The organism is Hymenobacter jeollabukensis (assembly GCF_005771675.1).
GTDB classification, from domain to species: domain Bacteria; phylum Bacteroidota; class Bacteroidia; order Cytophagales; family Hymenobacteraceae; genus Solirubrum; species Solirubrum jeollabukense.
Window position 1 is genome coordinate 22,971 of record NZ_VAJM01000005.1, and the last position, 24,741, is coordinate 47,711.

The window sequence follows — 24,741 nt, forward strand, 5'->3', positions numbered from 1 at the left end:
GTTCAACGAGGGAGTTACTATCAAGCGAGATGTCTCGGCTGCGCTCGACATGACGTTCTTATTGACTCATCCGCCCTCAAGCACCGCCAGTACCAGCGCCTGCCATTCCTCGACCTCCGAGCCGGCGAAGCGTGCCCTACCAGCGCGGCGGTACCAGTAGCCGGCGTTGGCCAGGTCGCCTTCGCGGCGGTGCAGGTAGGCGTGCAGCCAGCAGGCCAGCGGGTTGGTTTCGTCCTGCTGGGCCAGGTCGTGGGCGGCGTCCCAGCGGCCGTGGTGCTCCAGCCACAGGGCGCGCAGTAGGGGTGAGAGCGTAGCGGGTGGAGCCGGCGCGGTGAGGGTGGCGGTGAATTCGGCGTAGGTCATCAGGCGAAAAATATATAGCACCGGCAAACTTCTGCCCCCCGACTGGTGGTTATACACGCGGTCCGCCCAAGCGGAGTTTGCGTAGTTTTGCAAGCCGCGGCTTCGGCCGTGCGTTCCTTCGACATTTTCCTACCCCAAGCGTTTGTCAATCATGGCAATGTACCCCGAATACATGGTGGCCCCCATCCGCCAGGACCTCACCGAAGCCGGCTTCGAGCAGCTCTACTCGCCCGAAGAAGTGGAATCGGCCCTCAACCTCCAGGAAGGCACCGTGCTGGTGGCCGTCAACTCGGTGTGCGGCTGCGCCGCCGCCAAGGCCCGCCCGGCCCTGAAAATGGCTTTGTCCTCGTCGGACAAGAAGCCCGCCAAGCTGGTGACGGTGTTTGCCGGCATGGAAACCGAAGCCGTGGCCAAAGCCCGCGAGTTCATGCTGCCCTACCCGCCCTCTTCGCCGAGCATTGCCCTCTTCAAAGACGGCGAGCTGGTGCACATGATCGAGCGCTACCACATCGAAGGCAACGATTTAATGCGCATTGTGGACAACCTTCAGGGCGCTTTTGCCGAATACTGCGACTAGTAAAAGTTTTTCATGCACCGAAAAAGGCCCGCGGCACTTGCCGAGGGCCTTTTTGCTTTGTTGTCAGTGCCAAAACGGAACGGCCTTCCGCCCGTAACCGGGGAGGCGCGCTCAGGAATTACCGTTTCAGCGCGTATTCCAGCATCAGCACCCCATCCGGGTAGCGCGTGAGGTCTTCCAGCACGAGTTGTTGCGGCGGCGGCTGGTTGAGCAGCTTGATGCCGCGACCCAGAAATACGGGCATCACCGCCAGCATCAGCCGATCGACGAGGCCGAGGGCGTTGAACGAGTCGATGAGCTGCGCGCCGCCCATCAGCCAGGTGCGGCCGTCGGGCAGCTGCCGCACCAGCTCCTCCACCGGATCAGGCCAGAGCCAGACGTCCGGATCGACCGTGGTGGGCAGCTCCCGCCGGGTGCATACGTACACCGGCAGGCCTTTGTAGGGCCACTCGGGCCAGCCAAACCCGAGAATTTGTTCGTAGGTCTTCGCGCCCATGACCACGGCGCTGAGTGACTTCTGAAACGCCTGGTAGCCGTAATCGATACCGGCTTCTTCGAAAGGCTGCAGGAACTTCACGCCGCCATCCTCCTCGGCGATGTAGCCGTCCAGCGAGGCGGCGATGTAGAGCACAATTTCAGGCATGGCGGAAGGTACGCATTCGGCTTGTCGAGCGTAATGGGGAAGAGCAACGAAAACGCCCGTGGTCATATTGACCACGGGCGTCCGCAAAATCCGTAGGATTTCGTGATTTAGTTGGCCACTTCGCTCAGGAACTTGATGCGCATCAGGCGCAGGTCTTCCTCGGTGAAGTCATCGGTGCCCAGCTCCTTCAGCGCCACCGCAATGTTATCGGTGTGGGCCGACATGAAGTAGTCGTAGATTTCGTCCTGCCGGTCCTCGTCGAGCACCGAGTTGATGTAGTAGTCCAGGTTGAGCTTGGTGCCGGAGTAGCAGATGTGCTCGATTTCCTCCATCAGCTCCCGCATGTCGATGCCCTTGGAGGAAGCAATTTCCTCCAGGTCCATCTTCTTGTCGATCTGCTGGATGATGTAAATCTTGATTTTGGACTTGTTGACGGCCGATTTCACCACCACGTCGGCGGCGGTTTCGATGTCGTTTTCCTGCACGTACTTCTTGATCAGCTCCAGGAAGGGCCCGCCGAACTTCTGCGCCTTGCCCTGCCCCACGCCCGACACGTGCGCCAGGTCCTCCATCTTCACCGGGAAGGTGGTGGCCATTTCCTTCAGCGAGGGGTCCTGAAACAGCACGTAGGGCGGCAGGTTCTTCTGCTGGGCCAGCTTCTTGCGCAGCGCCTTCAGCATGTCGAACAGGGCCGCGTCGTGACCGGCCGACTGCTGGACTTCTTCTTTTTGCTCTTCCTGCTGCACTTCTTCCTCGTAGTTATGGTCCTTGGAGAACTTGAGGCTGAAGGGCTCGACCAGAAAGGCTTCGCCCTTGTCGCAGATTTTGATGACGCCGAAATTCTCGATGTCCTTGCCCAGAAAGCCGCTGATCATGCACTGGCGAATGACCGAGTGCCAGAAGGCAATGTCGCGGTCCTTGCCCGCGCCGTACACCGGCAGCTGGTCGTGGCCGTAGCTTTCCACGTGCGGGTTGGTCATGCCCGTGAGCACGGCCGTCAGGTGCTCGATGCCGAAGCGTTGCTCGGTCTGCACCACCGCCTGCAAGGCCAGCAGCACGTACTGCTTGGCCTCGAACTTCTCGCGCGGGTGGCGGCAGTTGTCGCAGAAGCCGCAGTCCTTTTCGTACACCTCGCCGAAGTAGTGCAGCAGCTGCTTGCGCCGACACACCGCCGAGTCGGCGTAGTTGGCCATTTCCTGCAGCAGCAGCTTGGAGTTGTCGCGCTCCGTCACCGGCTTGTCCTTGTTGAACTTCTCCAGCTTCACGATGTCGTCGTAGCTGTAGAACATCAGGCAGTGGCCGTCGAGCCCGTCGCGGCCGGCGCGGCCGGTTTCCTGGTAGTAGCCCTCGATGCTCTTGGGCGTGTCGTAGTGAATCACGAAGCGCACGTCCGGCTTGTCGATGCCCATGCCGAAGGCGATGGTGGCCACGATAACGTCGCAGTCTTCGTTCAGAAACGCGTCCTGATTATTCATGCGCGTCTGTGGGTCAAGGCCGGCGTGGTAGGGCAGGGCGCGCACGTCGTTGACGCGCAGCAGCTCCGCAATTTCCTCTACCTTCTTCCGGCTCAGGCAGTACACGATGCCCGCCTGCCCCTTCATGCCCTTCACGAACTGGATCAGGGCCTTTTTGGTCTGGTGCTTGGGCCGCACCTCGTAGTAGAGGTTGGTGCGGTTAAACGACGACTTGAACACCGACGCGTCGTCCATCTGCAGGTTCTTCTGGATGTCCAGCTGCACCTTGGGCGTGGCCGTGGCCGTGAGGGCAATAATCGGCACGTTGGCGCCGATATCGTCGATGATGCCGCGGATGCGGCGGTACTCCGGCCGGAAATCGTGGCCCCACTCCGAGATGCAGTGCGCCTCGTCGATGGCCACGAACGAGATGGTGGCTTTCTGCAGAAAGTCCAGCGTTTCCTCTTTCGTCAGCGACTCGGGCGCCACGTAGAGCAGCTTCACGTCGCCGTTGATGACGTCGCGCTTGACCTTGTTGGCCTCGGTCTTGGTGAGCGTGGAGTTCATCACCTGCGCATTCACCCCGAAGGCGTTGAGCTGGTCGACCTGATTTTTCATCAGGGCAATCAGCGGCGAGATGACGATGGCCGTGCCCGGCAAGACCAGCGCCGGCAGCTGGTAGCACAGCGACTTACCCGCGCCCGTGGGCATTATCACGAAGGTGTTGTGCCCGTCGATGACGTTCTGGATGATGGCTTCCTGCGTGCCGCGGAACTGACCGTAGCCAAAAACTTCCTTTAACTTGGCCTTCAGATCAGCCGCCACGGGTTTGGCGGCCTTTTTCACGGGCGCCGCAAGTTCTGCTGTATTTGCTGCTTCTGACATCGTACTTCCTCGCTGAGCAAAAGGGTAAACCAGACGAAATTCACGCTCGGGGTTTACTGCTCAATCTAGACAAATTTAGATTGAAACCGTTGACGGACGTCAATTCCATTGGAAAAAATGTGCTTCTGCAAGAAGCAGAGGCCATTCGGGGGGTAGCCGAAGCTATAAGCCAAACCGGAGATTTTCAAGAGTGCGTGCGTGCCATTTTGGGACTACGCGGGCGCGTGGTCGTCACCGGCATCGGCAAGAGCGCCCACATTGCCGGCAAGATGGTGGCCACCTTCAACTCTACCGGCACGCCCGCCCTCTTTATGCACGCCGCCGACGCCATTCACGGCGACCTGGGCATGATTCAGGAGGGCGACTTCGTCATCTGCATCAGCAAGTCGGGCGACACGCCCGAAATCAAGGTGCTGGTGCCGCTGCTGCGCCGCAAGCAGGTGCCCATGGCCGCGCTGGTTTCGAATCGGGATTCGTACCTAGCCAAGCAGGCCGACTACGTGCTGCACGCCCCGGTAGAGCGCGAGGCCTGCCCCCACAACCTGGCGCCCACCACCAGCACCACCGCCGCCCTGGCCCTGGGCGACGCCCTGGCCGTGGCTTTGCTGGAGTCGCGCGGCTTCACGTCCCGCGACTTTGCCACCCTGCACCCGGGCGGCACGCTGGGCAAGAAGCTCTATTTAAAGGTGGGCGACCTGAGCCGGCAAAACCAGGTCCCGCAAGTGCTTGATAACGCCGGGCTGCGCGAAATAATTCTGGAAATCAGCGGCAAGCGCCTCGGCGCCACCGCCGTGCTCGATCCGGAAGGCCAGCTGCAGGGCATCATCACCGACGGCGACCTGCGCCGCATGCTCACCAACTTCGAGCCCGAGCGCCTCGGCGAAGTGCGGGCCCGGGCTATTATGACGCCCAGCCCGGTCACCATCGAGGTGGAAGAGTTTGCGGCCGAGGCGCTGGCGCGGATGCAGGCGCGCAACATCACCCAGCTGGTGGTGACGGAAGCGGGCCGTTTTCAGGGCTTTATCCACCTGCACGATTTGCTGCGCGAAGGGCTGGTCTGAGCGAATCCCTTACCTTTGCCGGTCCCCAACGGCGCGGACTTTTCCCTCACTGCAGTGCCGCGCCGGGCTTTTGTTACTCCCTTCCTGATGAATCAGAATACGTACCTCGTGGTCATGGCCGGCGGCATCGGTAGCCGTTTCTGGCCTTTTAGCCGCACCAACAACCCCAAGCAGTTCCACGACGTGCTGGGCGTTGGCAAGTCCATGCTGCGGCTCACGGTGGACCGTTTCGCCGGCATCTGCCCGCCCGAAAACGTGTTCGTAGTAACCAACCGCGACTACACCGAACTGGTGCAGCAGCACCTGCCCGAGCTACAGCCCGACCAGATCCTGGGGGAACCCATCGGCCGCAACACGGCCCCGTGCATCGCCTACGCCAGCTACCGCATCGCGCAGCGCGACCCGCAGGCCACCATCATCGTCACGCCCGCCGACCACGCGGTGCTCAAGGAGGACGTGTTTCAGGACATCATCCGCCAGGCCGTCAGTGCCGCGCAGCAGAACGACGTGCTCATCACGCTCGGCATTCAGCCCTCGCGCCCCGACACCGGCTACGGCTACATTCAGTTTATCGACGAGCAGAAGCTCGGCGACACCAACCTGCGCAAGGTGAAGACCTTCACCGAGAAGCCCAATCTGGAGCTGGCGCAGATGTTTATCGATAGCGGCGACTTCCTCTGGAACTCCGGCCTGTTCGTGTGGCGCGCCGACGTCATCGTGCGGGCTTTCCACCACTACCTCAGCGACATTGCGGAGGTATTCGACGAAGGCGCCGGGCAGCTGGGCACCCCGCAGGAAGCCGCGTTCATCGACGAAGCCTACTCGCGCAGCCGCAACATCAGCATCGACTACGGCATCATGGAGAAGGCCGACAACGTGTACGTGCTGCCCGCCGACTTCGGCTGGAGCGACCTGGGCACCTGGGACTCGCTGCACCGCATGGGCCGCCGCGACGAGCACAACAACGTCATCGACGGCGACGCCATGCTCTACGACACCAAGGAGTGCGTCATCAAAACGCCTTCGGAGCGCCTCGTGGTAGTGCAGGGCCTGGAAGGCTACATCGTGGCCGAATACGACAACGTGCTGCTGATCTGCAAGCGCACCGAGGAGCAGCGCGTGAAGGAGTTCGTGGCCGACGTGAAGTCGAAAAAGGGCGCGGGGTATAATTGAATTGGGTGACAAGTAACAGGTGACACGTGACAGGTTTATGTCCTGTGTCAGCTCTGCACCAGGATAAAAAAGGCCGGCCGCTCATCAGAGCGGCCGGCCTTTCGTTTTGGACAGTGGATTACTGTGACTTGTTACGTGTCACCTGTTACTTGTCACCCGTCACCAGGCGCTGGCGCAGCACCTCGTAGAGCAGGATACCGCTGGCCACCGACACGTTCAGGGAGCCGATCTGGCCAATCATCGGGATGCGCAGGCGGGCGTCGGACAGGTCGAGTAGCTCGGGGCTGATGCCGTCTTCCTCGCTGCCCATCACCACCACCAGCGGGCCGGTCATGTCGATGCCGGCTTTTTCCAGGCTTTCATCGCCCTTCTCGGTGCAGGCTACAATCTGCAGGCCCGAGTCTTTGAGGCGGCGCAGGGTGGCGTGCAGGTTCGACTCGCGGCAGACGGGCACCCGGGTGAGGGCGCCGGCGGAAGTTTTCAGCGCGTCGCCGTTCATCTGGGCCGCGCCGTGGGTGGGCACCACGATGGCATCGACGCCGAGGCACTCCGCCGAGCGGGCAATGGCGCCGAAGTTGCGCACGTCGGTAATGCGGTCGAGCACCAGGATGAGCGGCGTCTTACCCTGCTCGAACAGCGTCGGCAGCAGGTTGTCGAGCGGGGCGTAGTCGATGGGGGAGAGGAAGGCAACGGCACCCTGGTGGTTTTTGCGGGTGAGGTTGTCGAGCTTCTCGTTGGGCACCAGCGAAATGGGCGTTCCGGCGGCGCGGGCCAGGGCGCTAATGTCGCTGACGATGGTGTTCTTGGCACCCTTCAGTAGGTAGATCTTCTCCAGCGTCTTGCCGGCCTGCAGCGCCTCCATGATGGGGCGCAGGCCGAACACCATTTCGATGCTGCGGTCCTGGGCCTGGCGCGGCGGGTATTTCTTGTAGTCGGGGCGGCGCTCATTCAGCGGCCGGCCCGCGGGGCGGGGGCGTTCTTGCCAGTTCTCCATTGTTGCACGGCGCGCATCCAAAGCCATTCGTACTCAGGCCGACGCACCAGTTCGTAGTAGTCAGGGGCAAAGGTACTCGGTTTGGGCCGGAACGTGTAAGTGCCGGCGCGCTCGGTGCCCAGGTACTCCCAGCGCTCCGCCAGGGCCGTGCGCTCCACGCGGTCGGGCGGGCCCAGCACCACGTAGAGCAGGCCGCGGTCGGTCATCCAGCCGGGCTTGTGGGCGGTGAAGAGGCGGTTGGCTTCGGCCACGCGGCCGTAAAAGTCGCGGATGAGCACCCGGGCCACGCTCTGCTCATTGCCGCCCGCCCGCAGCCAGAACTCGTCGACGGCGCGCTTGGGCGCTTCGGACCGCTCCAGCTGCTCGCGCTCCACGGAGGTGGTCAGGTAGCGCAGCGGGTCGATCAGCTCGGGCGCGGTGGCGACTTCGGGGAAGCGGCCGGGCTGCACCAGCACGCCCAGCGGCGGCGTGTCGCCGAGCTGCAGGGTGTAAAGGCCGGGCTCGGCGAAGCGGATGGGCTGATCGGCCACTAGCGTTTGGACCGACAGGGCCGTGAGGGTGCGCGAGGTGGTCTGCTGCCGGGCCGGGTCGGTGTGCGGGGGCAGGGCGGGGCTGAAGTCGTGCGGGTAGCGGCGCAGCGTGAGCACGGCGCTGGCGCCGGCGTCCAGGTCGAGACGTACGGTTTCGCCGGTGCGCAGGTAGCGGCGCAGCAGCGGGCGGCCGGCCGAATCGGTCAGCACGAAGGGGCGGCGGCGCAGCTCGGCGGTGAGCGGCAGCCAGGCCGTGACTTCGGGGGCGTCGGCAATGGCTTCGACGGAGCCCACAGCCAGCACCGAGGCGGCGGCCAGCGGGGCCAGCGGCACACAGAAGCTCACCGTCACGTCGTTGCCGCGGCTGGTCTGGCCGAAGGCGCCGAGGTCGTCCTGCCAGCCCGGGCGCCGCGCCTCGTAGCTGCTCCAGGTCATCACGCGCAGGTGCTGGTCGGCCCGGGGGGCGGTGCCGGCCGGAAACCGCACGAACAGGCGCAGGCTGTCCACGCCCTCGCGCCGGGCGTCGATGCTAGGGCGGCCCGGCTGGTAGAGGCCGGCAAAGTCGATGCGCCAGGGCACAGGCTGCTTCTGGGCCGATACTGAGCCGGCAATTCCGAGGTAGCACAGAAGGAGCAGCAACGGACGCATCATATCCCAATAACGGCGGTGGGGCAGAAAAAGCTATACCGATGGCAAATCAGAGCAGACAGGGCGGCTGTAACCTAGTATATGCAGGTGTTATATATTTTCGTCGGCGGGGCAAAAATTATAACGAGTCATGTTATAGTTTTTGCCCCGCCGACGAAAATATATAACGCGCACTAGAAGAGCTTTGGCCTTTGATATCAGATAAAACGCCCCGCCGATGCAGTATCGGCGGGGCGTTTCAGCGTTAATCCAGCAGGCGGGCTTAGCCGCCCTGCTGCGGGTAATACTGCTGCAGCAGGTTCAGCGCCTTGGTAGCGCGGCCCCGGTCGCCCACTTGCTCGGCGGCGCGGTACACGCTCTGCAGGGTGAGCAGGTTCAGCTGCACTTCCAGGTCGAACAGGCCGCCGTCGGGTGCCGTGTTGTAGTAGGCCAGGGCCTGCTGAGCGCGGTTGGTCATGGTGTCCATGATTTCGTTGGCGCGCTGCGTTTCGCCCACTTTCACCAGCGGCACCACGAACTGCGGCACGTAGTAATCGTAGGGAATGGCCTTGTCGGGCATCACCTTGAAGCAGTAGTTCATCACCTCCTTGGCCTTGGCGTTGTCGCCGGCGTCCACGTAGCTCTGGGCCAGGCGGTAGAACTTGTCGCGGTAGTTGGCGGGGAAGCGCAGGTTGTTCTCGTCGTAGAAGATGTCGGCGCGGTCGAGGTTGCGGTAGGCAAAGCGCTTCATCATGATGTCGTACATCAGGTCCTTCGCCACGTAGCCTTCCTGGTTGCTCTGCGGGTTGAAGTTCGGGTCCTTCACCGGCAGCACGCGGTAGGCCATGCCTTCGAGCTGGAAGTAGGGCTGCAGGTTCATGAAGTCCTGCGTGTTCACCGTCGAGGAGAAGTAAATCGGGCGCTGCCAGTTGTTGGTGGCCAGCATGTCCAGAATCACCAGGTTTTTCTTCTCAATAGCGCCGCGGCCCATGTCCCACTCCATGCGCGACACCACCTGGTTGCGCCGCTCGGGCAGCACCAGGCCCATTTTCTCCACCGCCACGGTATCGATGGGCAGATAGAACTTACGCGTCGGGAACGAGAGCAGCGGACGGCCGCTCTGCGTCTGCACCTGCAGCAGCGGCGAGTTTTGCTCCACCAGCTGCATAAACTGCTTCAGGTCGACCTCCTTCACGGCCGGGTTTTCGGCGTAGGGCAGGTAGTCGTTGGTGCCCTGCTGGTACACCGAGTGGTCCATCGAAATCGGCAGCGGCTGCGACTTGTAGCTGCGGCGCTTCATCTGGTCGATGTACCAGTCGGTATTCAGGTAGCTGAGCACGGCCACGCGCACGTCGGTACGTATGCCCTCCACTTCCTGGGCGTACCAGAGCGGGAAGGTGTCGTTGTCGCCGTTGGTAAACAGAATGGCGTTGGGCTGCAGCGAGTTGAGCAGGTTCTTGGCCGAGTCCACCGAGTTGTAGCGGTCCGACCGGTCGTGGTCGTTCCAGCCCTGGGAAGCCATCAGCGCGGGGGCTACCAGGCCGATAGCCACGGCAATACCGCCGCGGGCCGAATCAGACTTGAGCACCGAGCGCAGCAGCGCCGCAAGGCCCAGCACCCCAAGCCCAATCCAGATGGCAAAGGCGTAGGTGGCGCCGGCGAAGGTGTAGTCCCGCTCGCGCGGCTCGATGGGCGGCTGGTTCAGGTAAATGACGATGGCCAGGCCCGTGAAAAGGAACAGGAAGCCCACCATCAGGGCGTTGTTGCCGTCGCGGCGGGCGTGGAAGAACAAACCCACGATGCCCAGCAGCAGCGGAATGGCGAAGAAGTTGTTGCGGGCCTTGCTGTCGGCAATGCGCTCGGGCAGGCCGCTCTTGCTGCCCTCGTTGGGCCACATCACGCCGGCCTGCTGCACGTCGGAGTCGCGGCCCACGAAGTTCCACATGAAGTAGCGCCAGAACATATGGCCCATCTGGTAGCGGAACAGAAAGCCCAGGTTTTCGCCCATGGTGGGCTTGGCGTAGGCCGTCTGGCCCGTCTCTGGGTCTTGGGTCTGGCGCACGTTCACGCCCCACTTCTGGTACTGCTGAATGTGGCCGGGGTCGGGCGAGTAGAGGCGCGGCAGCAGCACTTTGTCTTCGTCGCGGTACAGCGTTTCGAGGCGGTGCTCGGCAATTTCGTACTTATCCTTGCCGCGCACGTAGCGGGGGGCGCCCTCCTTCTGGTCGTAGGGCTGGGCGCTGAACTGCGGCCCGTAGAGCAGGGGCCGGTCACCGTACTGCTCGCGCTTCAGGTAGCTCACGAACGACAGCACGTCGTTGGGCGTGTTCTCGTTGATGGTCGGCAGGAACGACGAGCGGATCGGGATAATCAGATACGAGGAGTAGCCGATCAGGATGAACACTAGGCTGAGCAGGGCCGTGTTGAGCAGGCGGCTGCTGCGCTGCTTGGAGTAGCGGAAGCCAAACCAGAGCAGCCCGAAGAAGATAATCAGGAAGAAAATCAGGCCCGAGCTGAACGGCAACCCGAACGAGTTGACGAACAGCACCTCAAACCAGCCGGCAATCGACGGGAGGCCGGGAATGATGCCCGCCAGAATCACCCCCACGATAATGCTGCTGACCACCAGGGTGATGAAGCCGCCGGTCCAGGTCGGCGTGGCAGTGCGCCGGAAGTAGTAGATCAGGCCCAGGGCCGGAATGGCGAGCAGGTTCAGCAAGTGCACCCCGATGCTCAGGCCCATCACGTAGGCAATCAGAATCAGCCACTTATCCGAGTCGTACTCGTCGGCGCGGTTTTCCCACTTCAGCATCAGCCACACCACCGCGGCGGTGCAGAGCGAGGACATGGCGTACACCTCGGCCTCCACGGCGTTGAACCAGAAGGAGTCGGAGAAGGCCAGCGCCAAGGCGCCAACGGCCCCGCTGCCCAGGATGAGCAGGGTTTGCCCGCTGGTCGGTTCCAGCGGCCGGTCGTCGTGCATGCCGGGGCGGCCCAGCACCAGCTTCTTGGCCAGCATGGTGATGGTCCAGAACAGGAACAGCACCGTGAACGAGGAGCTCAGCCCCGACAGGGCATTCACCAGCACCGACACCTTCGTCACGTCGCCGAAGGAGAGCAGGGAAAACAGGCGGCCCAGCAGCAGGAAGGTGGGCGCGCCGGGCGGGTGGGGCACCAGCAGCTTGTAGGAGCAGGCAATGAACTCGCCGCAGTCCCAGAAACTAGCCGTGGGTTCCAGCGTGAGCAGATAGGTAATGGTGGCCACGGCAAATACCAGCCAGCCCACCAGGTTATTCAGTCGCGAGTAACGCTGCATACAGGGATTTTCAGGAATCCCAAAAGTAGGGATAAATGCGGCAAGGGCCGCGCCTTGGCGGCCGGGGCATATTTTGGGCGGAAAAGGCACAAAAAAACATCCACCCCCGAAGGAGCGGATGCTACGAAGTCAGCGGCTAAAAGGCAGACGATTAGTTCTGCACCGTCACGCGCTTGGTGGCCAGTACCTTATCATTGCTGAGCACCGAGCAGATGTAGAGCCCGGCCGGCAGCGCCGAGAAATTGATGAGCTGGCCGTTAGTCACGGTTTCGGGCCGCAACACCACGCTCTGCACCTCGCGGCCGATGATGTTGGTAATGCGCAAGCGGTAAGCTTGGCCGACCTTTAGCTCGCTCATGGTCAGCGTAGCCTCGCCGCCGCGCACGGGGTTAGGGTACACGTTGAGCAGGGCGGCGGCTTGCTTGGCGGCTTCCTGCACCGGCGTGGCGCTGTTCACCCTTATGCTGCCCCACATGCCGATGCGGCCGGCCGCACCGTGGGCTGTGCAGTGGTAATCGTAGGTGCCCAGCGCGCTGATTCGCACGTCGGTGGTGGGCACCGATGCGCTGGGGGTGAAGGCACCAAAAGCGGCCGGAGAACTGTCCGAAACAGTCGGATGGGTGCCTTCAATCCACTGAAAGCGCACCACGTCGCCCGGAGCGACGTCGACTACTTGCGGGGAATAGTCGTTGTTGCGAACCTGAACGACAAACGTGGCAGCCCACGCCGATGCCTGCTGAAGCAATAGTAGGCCGGTGGCAGCAAAAAGGCGAGTAAAAATCTTCATGGGAAATGGGCGTTGAGAGCAGGCCCCGATGAGGTTTAATCAAGGCCTAAGATAGGAAATTTCCGAGGAAAACCGGAAGAGTCAGTTGGTTAGGTGCAAGCCCCGTGCCGGAACTCTTATGGGCAGCAAGCAGCTGTTAGAGTCCTGCCCGGCAGGCGGGTTTAACTAGCTAGGGTTCGGGCATGGTAGCAGGAGCGAAGAAGGTGCATTCCTACACTCGCATGCTACGCCTCGAATGGTTGCCCGCCAAACCGGAAATGCTGGCTTTCAGTCGTTCAGCACGTGCCGGATTTCCTGCAGCCCGAAGCTGCGACGCTGCCCGCTGGCCTGCTCCAGCACCAGCTGCCCGGCGTCCGTCACGTCCACGATGCGTCCCGGCACGCGCTTGCCCTCTACTTCAAAGGTGTGCCACTCGTCGTAGCGGTAGAGCACCTGCCGGTATGCCTGCTGCAGCGCCGCCACGTGCCCGGCGCGCAGCTGCAGGTAGCGGCGCTCCAAGCTTTCGAGCAGGCGGGCGGCCAGCGGCGGCAGGGCATAGGCGCGGCCCGTCAGGCGGCTGAGCGAGGTGGCCGTGGGCACGTCGAACCGCGCCTGGTTGACATTTATTCCAATGCCCACCACGCTGTAGTGAATTTGTGCGCCGCTAAGTGTGTTTTCAATCAGGATGCCGCCCAGCTTCTGGTCCTGGTAAAACAGGTCGTTCGGCCACTTCAGGCGCAGGGCGGGGTCGGGGCCGAGCAGGGCGCTGGCCCAGTCGTGCACCCCGAGGGCCACGGCCAGGTTTAGGTGAAACGAGGCGGCCGCCGGCACAAACGCCGGGCGCCACACCACCGACAGGGTCAGGTTTTCGCCCGGAGCGGCTTCCCACTGGTTGCCGCGTTGCCCACGTCCGGCGGTCTGCTTGTCCGTTATGACGGTGCAGCCATCGGTGGCGCGGTTTTGGCCTATCAGCTCCCGGGCTTCCGTGTTCGTGGAGCCACATTCTGGCAACCAGATGAGCTGTTGGCCCGTGAAGAGCGTTTGGGGACTGATTGGCTCCACTTGTTTTTCGCTACTTTGTATTGACAAACCTACTTTCTTCACATGAAAATTACCCCGGTTCGGCAGGATTCGGACAACTTGGCAGACCTCGTCGTACGTGGGATGCAGGACAAAAAGGCTTCTGACATCGTCGTACTCAATCTTAAACACCTCAAAAACGCCGTTGCCGATTACTTCGTCATCTGCTCGGCTTCCTCCGATACCCAGCTCGACGCCATTGCCCGCTCGGTAGAGGATGAAGTGGAGAAATCCACCGGCCAGAGCCCGTGGCAGAGCGAAGGCCGCCAAAACCGCGAGTGGGTGCTGCTCGATTACGTCGACGTGGTCGTCCACGTATTCCTGCGCGACCGTCGCTCATTCTACGCGCTCGAAGAGCTGTGGGGCGACGCCGAAATTTCCTTTATCGAGGAAGAAACGGCGGTGAAGTAACCGGCTGTTCTTTCTGCTTGCTGCTGATTTTAGGCGGCCGGTAAAGTAATTGCCGGGCCGCTGCGTCAGCCCTGGCAACCAGGCCGCGCCGACGGTAAAGTCGCCGGCGCGGCCGAACAAACCGCTTTGGCGGCGTGTTCAGGTCTGCAGTGTCTCTCGTTGTTGAAGACCAATCTTATTCATGCCAGATAACACCCCTTCTCCGAAAAAGAAAAAACCCATGCTGCCATCGTCCGGGGCTCCCAAGCCCGGCGTGCAGCTGTGGGTGCTGCTCGGGTTGACGATTCTCGTGTTTGGGTTCTACTACCTGAACCGCGGCAACTCGGCCATCGAGATTACCCAGCAGGAGTTTGAGCAGATGTACCAGGCCGGCGACGTGCGCGACGTCACGCTCATCAACGACCGGCTGGTGGAAGTCACGCTCAAGAAAGACGCCCTGCAGACCAACAAGTACGGTCCGCAACTGCGCAACCGTGGCCCGTTGATGACCGACCAGACGGCGCAGTTCAACTTCCGCGTCATCGACGGCAAGACGTTTAAAGAAGATTTCGACAAGCTCCAGGCCAACATTCCGCCACCCCAGCGCGTGGGCCTGAAAGTGGACAGCCGTCAGGGCGTCACCGATCTGTTTGCCAGCTGGGGCTTTATGCTGCTGCTGCTCGTAGGCTTCTGGTTCCTGATGCGCCGCATGAGCGGCGCCGGCGGCCCCGGCGGCCAGATCTTCAACATCGGCAAGTCGCGCGCTGCTCTCTTTGAGGGCGGCGACAAGGTGAAAATCACCTTCAAGGACGTAGCCGGCCTGGAAGAAGCCAAGGAAGAGGTGCAGGAAATCGTGGAGTTCCTCAAGAACCCCTCGAAGTTCACCATCCTCGGCGGCAAGATTCCGAAAGGCGCCCTGCTCGTGGGTCCTCCCGGCACGGGCAAAACCCTGCTGGCCAAGGCCGTAGCTGGCGAAGCCGATGTTCCCTTCTTCTCGCTGTCGGGCTCCGACTTCGTGGAAATGTTCGTCGGCGTGGGCGCGGCCCGCGTGCGCGACCTGTTCAAGCAGGCCAAGGCGAAGGCGCCCTGCATCATCTTCATTGACGAAATCGACGCCATCGGCCGCAGCCGCAGCCGGGGCAACGTGCCCGGCGGCAACGACGAGCGGGAAAATACCCTGAACTCGCTGCTGGTGGAAATGGACGGCTTCGGCACCGACTCCGGCGTTATCATCCTAGCCGCCACCAACCGCCCCGACACCCTCGACTCGGCCCTGCTCCGCCCCGGCCGCTTCGACCGGCAAATCAGCGTCGATCCGCCGGATCTGAATGGCCGTACCGCCATCTTCCAGGTGCACCTGAAGCCGCTCACGCTGGCTCCCGACGTGGACGCCAAGCGCCTGTCGGCCCAGACGCCGGGCTTTGCCGGGGCTGAAATTGCCAACGTCTGCAACGAAGCCGCCCTTATTGCCGCCCGCCGCGACAAGAAGATGGTGACCATGCAGGACTTTCACGACGCCATCGACCGTGTCATCGGCGGCCTGGAGAAGAAGAACAAAATCATCAGCCCCGAGGAAAAGAAAATCGTAGCCTACCACGAGGCTGGGCACGCCGTGGCCGGCTGGTTCCTGGAGCACGCCGAGCCGCTGGTGAAGGTGAGCATCGTGCCCCGCGGCTACGCGGCCCTGGGCTACGCGCAGTACCTGCCGCGCGAGCAGTTCCTCTATACCACCGACCAGCTGCTCGACCAGATGTGCGTGACGCTGGGCGGCCGGGCCGCCGAGGACCTGGTGTTCAGCAAGATTTCGACCGGCGCCCTGTCCGACCTCGAAAGCATCACCAAGCGCGCCTACGGCATGGTGTCGGTGTACGGCATGAACGACAAGATTGGCAACGTGTCGTTCTACGACTCGCAGGGCCGCAACGAGTACGGCTTCTCCAAGCCCTATTCGGAAGCCACTGCCCAGACCATCGACGAGGAAGTGCGCAAGATGATTGACGAGCAGTACCAGCGCACCAAGCAACTGTTGATTGAGCGCCGCACCGAGCTGGAAGCCGTGGCGCAGGAGCTGCTGCGCAAGGAAGTGCTGCTGCAGGACGACCTGGAGCGCCTTGTGGGCAAGCGTCCGTTCTCGGTGCCCACGGCCTACCAGGCTCACATGGAAGGTACTGACCGCAGCGAAACGCTGTCGGAGTGGCGCGAAGGGCACCCCAGTGGGGCCTCGCCCACGCACCACGACGCGCCCGAGCCGCCGCTGCCCGGTATCGATACGCCGCCGTTGGCCCCGCCAGCGCCGGAGCCCAGCATACCGAGCGGTACCACCGTTTCGTAAGGGTTTAAGATGAAAAAACCGCTGCTTCGTGAGAGGCAGCGGTTTTTTTGTGCCTGTTGTGATACGGGGTAAACGCAAAAAAACCGCCGGCACAGCCTGCGGTTTTTCGACACACCTATTGCAACAACCTACTAGAGAAGGGCCTAAATGACCAGTCTCCGGATAGATAGTATCTAAGCGGGCCCGTCCAAGGTGGGGAACAGGCCAACTATTATATCTCCAATGCGCACGGCGGCTCCGCGGCGCAGGGCTTCTTCCACTTTCGACACGTCGGCGACCAGTAGGCCGTCCGTTGTGCTGACGGCATCCGCACCTAATTCCAGGCTGGACGGCGTCGGTAGGCTGATGGCTTGCATTGTGATGGTGGCGTGAATGCAACAACCTAGTCCGAAAAAGCCAGCGTCAACATGACTGATTCGCCTTGATTTGGCGGCTTTTTTCGAACTCTACACTACAAAAGAAGCGTACAGCCTGTTCCTAATAAAGGAAGATTATGGTGCCAATGTGACGCTTATACATTGGTCAAAAAATGGATATTAGTAACTGAAATATCTCATTTTAACAGAGGTGTTTTATGTTATTAGTTTGACTTTCATGTTCTTAATCGATTGTAGTAATTGGTGGTTAATGTAATAACATATTAGTATTTGTGACGTAAGGTAGGCGGCGAAGTTAGCCTCGACGATACAGTTAATTTGGTTAGTGAGGGGGGCAACAGTAGATACAAGGCCACTACTGTAAGCGTAAGCGCTAATAGTGCGCTTACCACCAGCCACCACGCGCTGGGTTCTAGCCGAGCATTGGCCAAAGTGGCTCCCCAGTCTGCCTGATCCGGCGCCAATCCTATTCCCAGAAACGCTAATGTGGTTTGCAGGGCAAGGCAGGTATTTAGGTTAAGGGGCAGCGAAGTGCGTAGGCTCGGCCACGCATTCGGTAGAATGTGATGCCATAGTAGCCGGGCCGAGGACAAGCCCGCTGTTCTCCCCGCTTCTACATAAGGCCGATGACATAGTTGCTGCACTAATGTTCGGGTGAGCCGAGCCGTGTTAGTCCAGCAGAGCAGCGCCAGCATACCCGTCAACCACCAATCAGTGGGGGCGTGCAACGCCGTCAGGGCCAACACCAACACGAGGCGGGGTACGGCGCCCAGCCAGGCCATGGTGCTTTGCACCAGCCAGTCCAGAGGTACTGCGACGGTGGCCGCGAAGCAATTCAGGGAATAAATAACCACCGTAGCAAGGGCTGCAGTCAGCAGCCACCAGCCAACCGCCGTGGGCTCGGAAACCAGCAATCCGGTAAAGCAGGTGAGCAAGGCAATGACGGCAGCCTGTCGTAGCCGCAAGCCGGTGTCGCCCCAATAGCCCGCGGCGGTACCAAGCAGCACACCTACAATTGAAGCTAGCAGCGCCGCGGGGACACTGACCAGCAACAACCGGCGGGCGCCCATGGCCAAATCGGCCAGAACGTCGCGGCCATAGGCGTCGGTACCTAGTAGGTGCCGGGCAGAAGGGACTTGGCTGAATCGTTCTGCGTCCAGGGGAAGAGGGTGACCCGCTGCCGAACCAAATTGGGCCCAGGCAGCGGCTGCCAGCAGCAGCAACAACCAGAGCCAGGCCCACCAGCGGCCGGCCACGCGTAGACGCGAACGGAGCGAATTCACAGCAAACGAGGGTCGACCAAGGCACTGGTGAAATCAGCCAGCAGCCAAGCCAGCAAGCGTACGCAGGCTACCAGCAGTACGCCACCTACGAGGATGGGGACGTCGCGGGCGGCAACGGCTTCCGCCAGCAACCGGCCCATGCCTGGCAGCGCAAAAACGACCTCAACGACCAATGCCCCGGCCACTACCCCCGGTACCAAATCGGCGAGACGGGTGAGGAACACGGGCATGACGTTGGGCAACAAGTGGTGCCAACTTATCCGATGACGCGAGGCTCCTTTGGCCCGAGCTGCGGTTACATAAAGCTGGGGCGCCTGCTCACGCAATGCCGCCGCTAAGGGGAGGAACAAAGCGGGCACACTGGTGAGAGTGAGAGCTGCAACCGGGAGAACCAAATAAGGCACCATCTCCCAGGATAAGGTACCCGCAGGCGAGGCAGCGGCTGGTAAGCCGTAGGCCGGGAATAGCGGCCAGAAGTCAGGATTGGCCAGCACCAGCAGCAAGGTCATACCTACCACAAACAAGGGCAAGCTGTCTAAGAAATAGCCTGCCACCAGCAGCCAATGGTACCAGCGAGGGCGGTGTACTGCCCATTGGGCCAATAACAGCGCTGCTCCTGCACTCAATAGCAAGGCGCTGACGGTGAGCGGCAGCGTCAGGCGTAATGCTTGGCGTAGGTGCGTCGTCACGGCCATGTCATCCCGAAACGACGTACCCAAATTGCCCTGAGCCAGCTCAGTAAGCCAGGAGTGGTATTGGTTGGGCGTGCCGTGCCAGCGCCACGGCAGCAGGCGGAAGTAAAACGGGGGTGTTTGCAGGCCCAGACGTTGCTGATAACGCGCTTCGGTTGTGGCCTGCTGGCCGAATGGACTAGCCTGCTCATCGGTAAGCAACCGCGGGCCGCTGCCCGGCAGACTGCGGCTTAGCAGGAAGATAGCAGAGGCAATCAACCATGCCGTGCTCAATGCCCGCGCTGTGCGCACCAGTAATGCTCGGACCATTGGGTCAGGGCTGCGCCGGAGCTAGGCTGAACGCCGGCAAATCGTAACCGGGCTCCAGACCACTGGGCCGCACCTGATCGAAGCGTCGCGACACGGCCAAGCGGTTGGGCTCGAAAAACAACGGGGTAAATGGCACCTGCTGGTACAGTAGGGTTTGCAGCCGCTGCAGCAGCCTTTTTTTGGTCACGGAGTCCTCGGTGGTGTAGAGCGTTTCGAGCAGGTGGTCCGAAGCCGCGTTGCCGAATCGGCTGCGGTTGGCCCCGCCGCGGCCAATGCTGCTGGTGTGTAGCAGCGGCCGCAGGTCGTAGGCAAAAGGGTTGCCGTAGAGCGTGCGCAGGTTCAGGTCAAATTCCCCATTGCGGCGTATCTCCGATAACTGGCCCGATTCGGTAGGGTGCAGCGTGACGGATAGCCCTACTGCGCGGGCGCTTTGCTGGAAAAGCAGGGCTATGGTTTCGAAGGTTCGGTCGCCGGCGCTGTAAAACAGCCGTAAGGACAGCGGCGTAGCCTGCTCGGGCCGGCGCCAGCCGGCCGGCGTCTGTTGCCAACCTGCTTGCCGCAGCAAGGCCGTTGCGCGCGGCGGAGAATACGCCCGCAGCGGCAAGCTGTCGTGGTAGGCCCACTTCTCGCGCGGGCTGATCAAACCGGTACTGCGCTGGCCCTGGCCGTACTGGGTGGCGCGTAGCAGCTGCTTATAATCAACCAGCAGGGCCACCGCTTGGCGGGTGCGAACATCGCGCAGCGCAGGGTGCTGCACGTTCATTTCCAGCACCGTCACGCGGTAAGACGCGGGCGAGTAAAAACGAAACTTGGTGCTGTCGTTGGCCCGAAGACGCGCAAAGTCCGGTCCCGGCATGTGCGGGTACACATCCAGTTCACCCCGGCGCAGCGCGAGCAATGCCGTGGCAGGATTGGGCACTACGTGAAATTCAATGCGCGCTGGATTTGCTGCCAACGCAGGCTTCCGCGGCAGAACGCTGTCGGCCCACCAGCGGGGCTTGCGCTCCAGCGTAAGTTGCTGGCCGGATTGCCAGCTGGCGAGTTGATATGGCCCGCTACCGCGCAGCGTACGCGGGTCGCGCCAACGCGAGGCTTGGTTGAATTCCTCTTGAAAAGCTCGGATGGGCGCCAGCCGCGACACCAAGCTGTCATCCTGCCGCAGCAATTGCAGCGGCACCGGGCGCAGCCGCGCCTGCGGATCGATGAGGTACTCGGGCAGGATGGGAAATTCGCCGCTGTTGTCGCGGTATTCGGGGGCGTAGCCGCGGCAAACCAGCGTAAACCGGCGCGGATCAGCGGGGTCTACTTGCACCGCCCGGATGAAACTCACCAAGCTGCGCAATCCTTCGTTAGGCAAGCCCGGACAATTCAGGACTTTAAGCGTAAACACCACGTCCTGTGCCTGAATGGGCTGGCCGTTGTCCCAGGCAGCCTGCGGATGCAAGCGGTAATGCAGGTACGTAAGCGAATCGCGCCGCTCGACAACGGGCAGTACGGCGGCTAGCCAAGGCACGTGGCGCCGGGTTGGGCCATCCACCGTCAGCAGGCTCTGGTAGAGCAGGTTGTTCGCCTGCACGGCGTACGCATTGGGCAGTGTTACCGGGTTCAGCGACTCCGGGTCGCGGGGCCAGCATACCCGCACGGTGGGGCCGCTGGCCGATTGAGGGGGAGCAGACGGTGAGCAGGCGGTGAAGCCGAGAATACCGCCGAGCAGGCCCCCGATAACGGCAGATCGGAACATGGACGGGTGCATTACCGCTGAGGTAAGGCTGCCCAAGATACCTAAGTGCCGCCGAATGCGGGCTTATTGACCCTCGCCCCAGCCGGTGCCACCGGTCTCTATCGAAGGAGTGGTCGTCGTGGTCGTAGCCTGACCCTCTCCCCAGCCAGTGCCGCCGGTATCTGCCGAGTTGGTCGTGGTGGTAGTGGCTTGGCCTTCGCCCCAGCCGGTGCCACCGGTTTCAGTTGCAGCAGCATCAACACCTACGAAAATGGAGCTGAATTGGAAAAGGGCGGCGAGTAGGAGTTCCATCATGACCGTTGGTTTTTTGAGTGTCAAATGTTTGATTGACACAAATTTGGGTCATTGCCCTACCGCAGGTAAAGGAAGAAGCTTCTGCCGTTGTGACTATAACTCTTGCTTCATGCCGTGTGATGAACGCGGAAGAATACGACAAGGAAGTTCTGCTTAGCGTTACAGCCCCCGTAGATTTGCCGCTGAACGGGCACCGTCTGTGACAATCAGGTACCCAAAAGGGCGGATTTTCTACGATGCAAAGCTGCCACCAAGGAGTTGTTGCGTTCAAGGAAGGATAGAAGAGCGTTGTGACTTGTCCTTTTAGGGCAAAAAGGCAGTACAGAAAGCCCATTTAAGCGAAACCACATAGCTAAGCCATGAACGAGCTGGTGAATTTGGCCAAGGTTGTGACGAATCGGCGGTTGACAACGGTCCCGTTGGTTGAATTCGCCGGCCGGGGCGATGCACGCACCCGCGAGGAGGAGTTGCTGAATATTCTGCTGGCCGATGCCAATGTCAGCAACTTGCAAGTAGCCAAGCGCATGTACAACAGCGGCTCGGCCAAAAGCCAGGCCGCTGTGCGCAAGCTCAAGCAGCGCCTGCAGCATAAGCTGCTCAATCATTTGTTCTTCCTGGACCACACCGACCCGCTGCATCCGGCTTTCCGGCGCTACGAACAGCAATGCTTGGAAATGATTTACCAAGCGACGATGCTACTGCGGGAAGGCGAGCGAGTATTACTGCCGCAACTACTACGCAAGGCCGCACGGCTGGCGGCCGAGGGAGAATTCACGCCGCAGGCCATCAGCGCTTGGGACATGATGCGCGCCATCAGCATCGAAACCAACGACTATTCGCAGTACCGCAAAAGCGTCAAACAGCTCGAGAAACTCGATAAAACCCTGTTGGTGGAACAACAGGCCCAGCACCTGTTTCGAGAAGCAAAGATGAACTTGGCCCGTTCGGTGTCGTCGCGGCGGCGGTTGCTGCAGCAGCTACCAATTATCATCGGCAAGCTGGAGGCGCTGTATAAGCAAGTGCCAACCTATAACGTGTACGACCCGCTGCTGAAGCTGCAGCTGATTCTGCAGGAGCTGGTCGGCAACTTTGAGGAAATCATCCGCATCACCCAGGAGGCCGAAGACTTATTCGCACGGGGCAAGCTGAACCCGCGACGCTTCGATGGGCGCTTCACTAAGTTTTATAACGTATACGGGCACCTGCGGGCCCGGCGCCTGAAAGAAGGGCTGGCGGTGGCCGAGGGCTACCTGTCGGCGTTTCACCGCTCCAGCAACAACTGGTTTGTGTTTCTGGAAAACTACTACCTGCTGGCCATGCACGACGGGGACTACGCGCTGGCCGGCGACCTGCTGCGGCGGATGCAGAACAACCCGTTTGTGACCAAAATCTCGCAGCCGGCCCGGCAGCGCTGGGACTTGTTCCGGGCCTACTTGTACTTTGTGCGGCCCGAGGAAGCGGGGCTGCGGCCGCTGCACTTTGCGCAGCTGGTGCAGCGCATTCCCGACCACAGCCGCGACAAGCAGGGCTATAACGTGGCCATTCTGATTCTGCAGTTTCTGCACTACCTGCGCGAGGGCAACATCGAGGCGCTGCTGGCGCGCCTGGAAAGCCTGCGCAAGTACGAAAGCGCCCACTTGCGCGATGCCGCCACCTTGCGCAGCCGGCTGATGTTCCGCTTGCTGCAACTGACGGTAAAAGAGAATTTCGACCCCAAGGCCTGCGAGAAAAAGGGGCAGGCATTGTTGGGCCGGCTCATTGAAACCCCGCCGCCGGGCGAGGCTTTCGCGGAAATCGAAATCATTCCCTACGAAAGCCTCTGGCAACAGACGCTGCTGATGCTGCAGCACATGGCTGAAAAGCAGCAACAGCAGGAGCGGCTGAGGCGCGCCGGTTAGGGTTTCGCGGCGGTAGCGTTGGCCGGAGCCGTAGCGGCCCACTGCTCGAAGCGCTGGTACTGCGCGGCCGTGAGCAGGGTTTTCAGGTTCGTGCGGTATTCCTCGGCCACGGCTTGCAGCTTGGGCTGGCGCACGGCTTCGTCGCCCACGTACATGCGGTCAATTTCCTGTTCCTTCTCCATGCGGCTGATGGTCAGGCGCTTTACCTGCAGCTGGCGGGCGTCATCCAGGCCTAGGCGGGGGGCCAGCGTGCGGGTGTAGTCGGCAGCGCGCTGCGAGATGGAAGGCGTGCCCTGGGCGAATGCGCCAACCAGCAGCAGCGAAAGGCAGGTGGTGGTCAGAAGCTTTTTCATGGCGGAGTATGGTTGGATTACGTTGAGAAGATGTTGGATCGGCAGGACAAAGAAACGGAATGAACAGGAATTATTGTGAACTTTTGAAATATTTTTTTGCACAGTATTTCGAAGAGTAGTTAAGTGCCTCATGTAACAGTGCAAGCGGCTGGCGCGAGTACAACACAAAAAAGCCCGACCATATTGATCGGGCTTAGAGGAATGCATTTTGCCGGCAGGCTTGGAATGGACTAAGGCAGCACGATTACCGGGCGGCTCACGCAGTGGCTATCGGGGCAGGAATCGGGGCCGTTGGCCCGCAGGCTCATGCGCACCTCGAAGCGGCCGGGCTTGCGGAAGGTATGCGTCAGGCGGCGGCCGTTGCTGATGGTCCCGTCGCGAAAATCCCAGAGCACGACGGTATTCGTGCAGGGCGGAATCTGGGCCTGGAAGGCATCGAAGGTGACAACTTGGCCCACGCGCACGGTGTCGGTGGAGAGGGTGAAGTCGACGAGGGGCTCCAGGGTAAAATCGACCGGGTAGGTTTGCTCGGCGGTGCGCAGGCGGCCGGTGCGCTCGTCCAGCACATCGAGCTGAATGAGGTAGCGGCGGCGCTCGGCGTAGCAATGCGAAATGACCGCGCCGGTGAGCGTGGTGCCGTCGCCCATCTGCCAGCGGTAGGTGAGGGGGCCGGCGGCGGGGTCGACGGAGCGGCGGGCGTCGAGGTCGACGCAGGGCGGCGGGACGCTGGGCCGAGGGCAGCTGACACTGAGCGTGTCGCCGGCCTGCTGCGCCAGCGCCGCCGGGCCGGTAAGCAGGAAACCGAGCATAAGCGGCCACCCCAAACGCGGGGCGGAGCCGATAACGCGGGAGCGGGAAAGAGCAGACAGCGGCATGGGAGCGAAAATAACGCCCTAGAACTTGTTGAGGCGCTGCAGTACGTCGCGCATATAGGTTTGCCCGATGGGCAGGTGCTTGCCGTCGATGACCACGGCATTGTCGTCAATGGCCTGCACGTAGCGCAGATTGACGATGGTGGAGCGGTGAATGCGCACGAACTGCTGCGCGGGAAACTTCTCTTCCACGGCCCGCATGGTGCTGTACACGATGAGCTTCTGCTGCCCGAGCACGATGTGCACGTAGTCACCCAGGGCCTCCACGTAGTGCACGTCGTCGAACCCCACGCGCACCAGCTTGCTGTCGACTTTGACGAAGGTGTGGTCGGTGGAAGCCGGCGCGGCGGCCGCGGGCGTCGGGGCGGCCTGCGCGGTTTCGAGGGCTTTCTGGGCGGCTTTGAGGAAGCGCGCGTAGGCCACGGGCTTCACCAGGTAATCGACCACGCGGTGCTCGAAGGCGGCCACGGCGTAGTCGCGGCTGCTGGTGACGAGCACGACCATGGGCGGCTCGGTGAGGGTGTCGAGCAGGTCGAGGCCGGTCATTTCGGGCATGTCCACGTCGAGGAACAGCAGGTCGACGGGGGTGGTACGCAGGGTGGCCGCCGCCTCGATGGCACTACTACAGGACCCGGCCGATTCGAGAAAATCGGTGTGGATAATGCAACTCTGAATAACCTGGATAGCTAGCGGGTCATCGTCGACGACGAGACAGCGCAACGTGGTGGGAA

Annotated in this window: 21 protein-coding genes; 6 read left to right on the forward strand and 15 right to left on the reverse strand. The window is 61.7% G+C overall.

The features are described 5' to 3' along the window. Positions 1-66: 66 nt before the first annotated feature. Positions 67-363, reverse strand: coding sequence for a hypothetical protein (locus FDY95_RS12305; protein ID WP_138078389.1), 297 nt, complete (start codon positions 361-363; stop codon positions 67-69). 157 nt (positions 364-520) lie between these two features. Between FDY95_RS12305 and FDY95_RS12310 the strand changes: the two genes are divergently transcribed. Then, a complete protein-coding gene (locus FDY95_RS12310) occupies positions 521-940 on the forward strand; it encodes a BrxA/BrxB family bacilliredoxin (protein WP_111478379.1) in 420 nt (139 codons plus the stop codon). A 118-nt stretch (positions 941-1,058) separates the two neighbouring features. Here FDY95_RS12310 and FDY95_RS12315 read toward each other — a convergent pair whose 3' ends face one another. Together FDY95_RS12315 and recQ are read right to left on the reverse strand one after the other, a co-directional pair. Next, a complete protein-coding gene (locus FDY95_RS12315; protein ID WP_171025659.1) occupies positions 1,059-1,583 on the reverse strand; it encodes a dihydrofolate reductase family protein in 525 nt (174 codons plus the stop codon). Between the two features lie 107 nt (positions 1,584-1,690). Continuing rightward, a complete protein-coding gene (gene recQ, locus FDY95_RS12320) occupies positions 1,691-3,883 on the reverse strand; it encodes a DNA helicase RecQ (protein WP_246074015.1) in 2,193 nt (730 codons plus the stop codon). A gap of 119 nt (positions 3,884-4,002) precedes the next feature. Between recQ and FDY95_RS12325 the strand changes: the two genes are divergently transcribed. Then, a complete protein-coding gene (locus tag FDY95_RS12325) occupies positions 4,003-4,983 on the forward strand; it encodes a KpsF/GutQ family sugar-phosphate isomerase (RefSeq protein WP_138078078.1) in 981 nt (326 codons plus the stop codon). Positions 4,984-5,070: 87 nt separating this feature from the next. After that, positions 5,071-6,156, forward strand: coding sequence for a mannose-1-phosphate guanylyltransferase (locus FDY95_RS12330; protein WP_138078079.1), 1,086 nt, complete (start codon positions 5,071-5,073; stop codon positions 6,154-6,156). A 145-nt stretch (positions 6,157-6,301) separates the two neighbouring features. Here FDY95_RS12330 and rlmB read toward each other — a convergent pair whose 3' ends face one another. From rlmB to FDY95_RS12355, 5 genes are all read right to left on the reverse strand, one after another. Beyond that, a complete protein-coding gene (rlmB, locus tag FDY95_RS12335) occupies positions 6,302-7,150 on the reverse strand; it encodes a 23S rRNA (guanosine(2251)-2'-O)-methyltransferase RlmB (protein WP_171025660.1) in 849 nt (282 codons plus the stop codon). After that, complete coding sequence (locus tag FDY95_RS12340) at positions 7,105-8,331, reverse strand: GWxTD domain-containing protein (protein ID WP_138078080.1); 1,227 nt, start codon at positions 8,329-8,331, stop codon at positions 7,105-7,107. Before FDY95_RS12340 ends, rlmB begins: the two co-directional genes overlap by 46 nt. 259 nt (positions 8,332-8,590) lie before the next feature. Next, positions 8,591-11,623, reverse strand: coding sequence for a protein O-mannosyl-transferase family (locus FDY95_RS12345; protein ID WP_138078081.1), 3,033 nt, complete (start codon positions 11,621-11,623; stop codon positions 8,591-8,593). Between the two features lie 151 nt (positions 11,624-11,774). Beyond that, the gene (locus FDY95_RS12350; protein WP_138078082.1) at positions 11,775-12,410 is read right to left on the reverse strand and encodes a T9SS type A sorting domain-containing protein; all 636 of its coding nucleotides are present in this window, start codon (positions 12,408-12,410) and stop codon (positions 11,775-11,777) included. A 267-nt stretch (positions 12,411-12,677) separates the two neighbouring features. Continuing rightward, positions 12,678-13,451, reverse strand: coding sequence for a biotin--[acetyl-CoA-carboxylase] ligase (locus FDY95_RS12355; RefSeq protein WP_138078083.1), 774 nt, complete (start codon positions 13,449-13,451; stop codon positions 12,678-12,680). Between the two features lie 42 nt (positions 13,452-13,493). Between FDY95_RS12355 and rsfS the strand changes: the two genes are divergently transcribed. After that, positions 13,494-13,880 (forward strand): ribosome silencing factor, encoded by a 387-nt coding sequence (rsfS, locus tag FDY95_RS12360; RefSeq protein ID WP_138078084.1) that lies wholly within the window; start codon positions 13,494-13,496, stop codon positions 13,878-13,880. 220 nt (positions 13,881-14,100) lie between these two features. Continuing rightward, positions 14,101-16,191, forward strand: coding sequence for an ATP-dependent zinc metalloprotease FtsH (gene ftsH, locus FDY95_RS12365; protein ID WP_246074016.1), 2,091 nt, complete (start codon positions 14,101-14,103; stop codon positions 16,189-16,191). Positions 16,192-16,831: 640 nt separating this feature from the next. Here the strand turns inward: ftsH and FDY95_RS27130 are convergent. The 4 genes from FDY95_RS27130 to FDY95_RS12385 all read right to left on the reverse strand — a co-directional run bounded on the left by FDY95_RS27130 (position 16,832) and on the right by FDY95_RS12385 (position 20,887). Beyond that, a complete protein-coding gene (locus FDY95_RS27130) occupies positions 16,832-17,638 on the reverse strand; it encodes an ABC transporter permease subunit (RefSeq protein WP_394348393.1) in 807 nt (268 codons plus the stop codon). 209 nt (positions 17,639-17,847) lie between these two features. Further along, positions 17,848-18,852, reverse strand: coding sequence for an ABC transporter permease (locus tag FDY95_RS12375; RefSeq protein ID WP_138078087.1), 1,005 nt, complete (start codon positions 18,850-18,852; stop codon positions 17,848-17,850). Between the two features lie 4 nt (positions 18,853-18,856). Further along, a complete protein-coding gene (locus tag FDY95_RS12380; protein ID WP_171025661.1) occupies positions 18,857-20,593 on the reverse strand; it encodes an ABC transporter substrate-binding protein in 1,737 nt (578 codons plus the stop codon). 63 nt (positions 20,594-20,656) lie between these two features. Beyond that, on the reverse strand, positions 20,657-20,887 hold the full coding sequence (locus tag FDY95_RS12385; RefSeq protein ID WP_138078089.1) for a hypothetical protein: 231 nt from the start codon (positions 20,885-20,887) through the stop codon (positions 20,657-20,659). A 419-nt stretch (positions 20,888-21,306) separates the two neighbouring features. Between FDY95_RS12385 and FDY95_RS12390 the strand changes: the two genes are divergently transcribed. Next, positions 21,307-22,785, forward strand: a complete 1,479-nt coding sequence (locus FDY95_RS12390) for a hypothetical protein (protein WP_138078090.1) — start codon at positions 21,307-21,309, stop codon at positions 22,783-22,785. Here the strand turns inward: FDY95_RS12390 and FDY95_RS12395 are convergent. The 3 genes from FDY95_RS12395 to FDY95_RS12405 form a co-directional block, all read right to left on the reverse strand. Continuing rightward, positions 22,782-23,138, reverse strand: a complete 357-nt coding sequence (locus tag FDY95_RS12395) for a hypothetical protein (protein WP_138078091.1) — start codon at positions 23,136-23,138, stop codon at positions 22,782-22,784. The genes FDY95_RS12390 and FDY95_RS12395 overlap by 4 nt on opposite strands. Before the next feature lie 230 nt (positions 23,139-23,368). Continuing rightward, positions 23,369-24,013, reverse strand: coding sequence for a PKD domain-containing protein (locus FDY95_RS12400; RefSeq protein WP_138078092.1), 645 nt, complete (start codon positions 24,011-24,013; stop codon positions 23,369-23,371). 18 nt (positions 24,014-24,031) lie between these two features. Then, positions 24,032-24,730 (reverse strand): LytR/AlgR family response regulator transcription factor, encoded by a 699-nt coding sequence (locus FDY95_RS12405; RefSeq protein ID WP_171025662.1) that lies wholly within the window; start codon positions 24,728-24,730, stop codon positions 24,032-24,034. Between the last annotated feature and the right edge of the window lie 11 nt (positions 24,731-24,741).